The 2,518-nt window shown below is 64.6% G+C and carries 3 protein-coding genes; all 3 read right to left on the reverse strand.

Going from position 1 to position 2,518, the window contains the following annotated elements:
• The coding region (locus tag EN984_RS30920) for an iron ABC transporter permease (protein ID WP_164765765.1) at window positions 1–946 on the reverse strand (946 nt) is incomplete at its 3' end.
• An 11-nt stretch (window positions 947–957) separates the two neighbouring features.
• Window positions 958–1,866: a hemin ABC transporter substrate-binding protein gene (locus tag EN984_RS30925; RefSeq protein WP_127272244.1), complete on the reverse strand. Its 909-nt coding sequence runs from the start codon at window positions 1,864–1,866 to the stop codon at window positions 958–960.
• A 10-nt stretch (window positions 1,867–1,876) separates the two neighbouring features.
• Window positions 1,877–2,518, reverse strand: a 642-nt coding sequence (locus EN984_RS30930; protein ID WP_281035312.1) for a ChuX/HutX family heme-like substrate-binding protein, incomplete at its 5' end; no start/stop codon positions are given.

The raw sequence follows: 2,518 nt of genomic DNA on the forward strand, positions 1-2,518 counted from the left end.
GCGCCGACGCCGGCAGCAGATAGCGATTGTCCGGACCAATCAGCAGGCGCAGCAGATGCGGTACCACGATGCCGACGAAGCCGATGCCGCCGCTGACGGCGACGGATGCGCCGACCGCGGCAGAGACGCCGACGATGGCCGTGTATTTCAGCCGCTGCACCGGAATGCCGAGATGACCGGCGGTCGCCTCGCCAAGCGCCAGCGCGTTGAGGCCGCGTGCCAGGAACGGCATCGCCGCCAGCGCCAGCACGATGATCGGCCCTACCGACGCGATCTTCGCCCAGGTTGCGCCGCCGAGCGATCCGAGTTGCCAGAAGGTCAGGTCGCGCAACTGGCGATCGTCGGCCATGAAGATAAGAATGCCGGTCAGCGCCATGGCGAGCGCCGCCAGCGCGATGCCGGCAAGCAGCATTGTGGCAACCGAGGTTTGCCCCCGCCGCGTCGCGACCTGGTAAAGCACCAGCGTGGTGGCGAGCCCGCCACAGAAGGCCGCCAGCGGCAGTGCAAGCGTGCCGAGCAAGGCGGTCACCGGAGCCAATATCGTGGCGCCGAGCACGATGACGGCAACCGCGCCGAGGCTGGAGCCGGCCGAGACGCCGATCAGGCCGGGGTCGGCCAGCGGATTGCGGAACAGTCCCTGCATGACCGCGCCGGAGACCGCGAGCGCCGCGCCGACCAGCATGCCGAGGATGATGCGCGGCAGGCGGATGTCATAGACGATCAGGCTGTCGCGGGCGCTCACTGCGGCGTCATCAGGCACTGTGCCGAACAGCCAGCCCCCGATGACGTTGACGGCCGAAGCGTCCGAAGCCCCCGATGTCAGCGACAGAAAAACGGCAGCCGCGAGCCCCAGGCACAGCAGCAGAATGACGATGCGGGCGCGGCCCGACCTGTCGCCTTCGGATACGCTTGCCATCACCGGGCCGGCGATCGATTGATCGACCATGATCCGCCCGTTCAGTCCGTGACCTGCCCGCCATAAAGCGAGACAGCGAGGTCGTGGATGGCATCGGCCGTGCGTGGCCCGAAGCCGAGCAGATAGGCACCGTCGATGCGGATCAGCTTGCGCGCCTTTCCGGCCGGCGTCGAGGCGATCGACGGATTGCCGAACAGTTCGTCATCCGAGACCGGAGGCCCGGCATTGCTCATCATCAGGATCACGTCCGGTCTGGCGGTTATGATCGCCTCGTCGGACATTTGCTTGTAGCCGGAGAAGCCCTCGACCGCGTTGACGCCGCCAGCCAGCTTGACCATACCGTCCGCCGCGGTCTCGCTGCCGGCCGCCAGGATCTTGCCGCCCTGTATCGACAGCACGAACAGGATGCGCTTGCGTTCCTTGATCGACGTCGTTTGCCCTTCGGCGGCCGTGAGCTTGGCATCGAGCTCCCCGGCGAGCACCTCTGCCTTGGCGTCGACGCCGAGCGCCTTGCCGACGATACGGACCTTTTCGAGGATGCCTTCGTGGCTATAGTGCTCGGGCACTTCGATGAACGGGACGCTCGTCTTCTTCAAGACGTCGACGGCTTCCTTGGGACCGCTGCCATGCAACGCCAGGATGCCGGTCGGGTTGACCGAGAGCACGCCTTCCGGTGACAGCGCACGCATATAGCCGACATCGGGCAGCTCAAGCGCCGCCTTTGGGTACCGGCTGGTGGAATCGCGAGCCACCAGATGCTTTTCCTCGCCGAGCGCATAGACGATCTCGGTGATCGAGCCGCCAACGGCCACGATTTTCGAAGGATCGGCAAACACGGCCGTGCCTTCCATGGCGCTGGCGGATTGCAGTGCGATAACAGCCATGGAGAGACCGATCACCGGCCGGAAAATAGATCCGCGCACGGTCGACAATCTTGGGAAAAAACGCATCGCATTTTCCTCAGGCTGCGGTCGGGCTTGGGATGCGCGGCAGGTTTTCCGCCAGGAAGCGCCAGTCATCCCGCTCGCTTTCGCCTTCATGACGCTTGCCGAAGAACTGGATGAACATCTTGCCGTCGGAATCATAGACCTCAAGCGAGGTGACATGACCGTCCTTGGTCGGCTTGCGCACCGCCCAGACCTCCTGGATGTGGTCGGTGCGCAAATGCAGGTGGAAGGTTTCGTCCAGCACGTTGATCCATGGCCCCATCGGCTTGATCGACTTGATCGGACCGGAATGGATCTGGATGCAGCCGCGGTTTCCCACAAAGCACATGATCGGCATCTCGCCCTCCGCAGCGTGATGAAACATGGCACGGACGGCATCATTGTCGAGCTGCCAGGCATAGTCTTGCCCGACCAGGCGCACCGCCTGCCGGCGGCTGAGCTTCAGCGTCTTCAGCATGCCGAAGAACTGGTGCACATCGGTCAGCCGGCTCCAGCGGTCGCGCAGATCGTCGAGATTGGCGGCCGCTTCGTCGCCATGGCTCTCGTCATCGGGGAGTGGTCCCGAAATGTCGACGGTCGGCTCCTGATTGGACGATTCGAGCGCGGCAACCAGCTTCTGATAGGCATAGAGGCTGGAGGCCGGACGCAAATGCAC

This window comes from Mesorhizobium sp. M7A.F.Ca.CA.004.12.1.1, assembly GCF_003997835.1.
Lineage (GTDB): Bacteria > Pseudomonadota > Alphaproteobacteria > Rhizobiales > Rhizobiaceae > Mesorhizobium.

Excerpts from the sequence above, each read along its gene's own strand:
- EN984_RS30925 (WP_127272244.1), bottom strand. The coding sequence starts at position 1,866 with ATGCGTTTTTTCCCAAGATTGTCGACCGTGCGCGGATCTATTTTCCGG.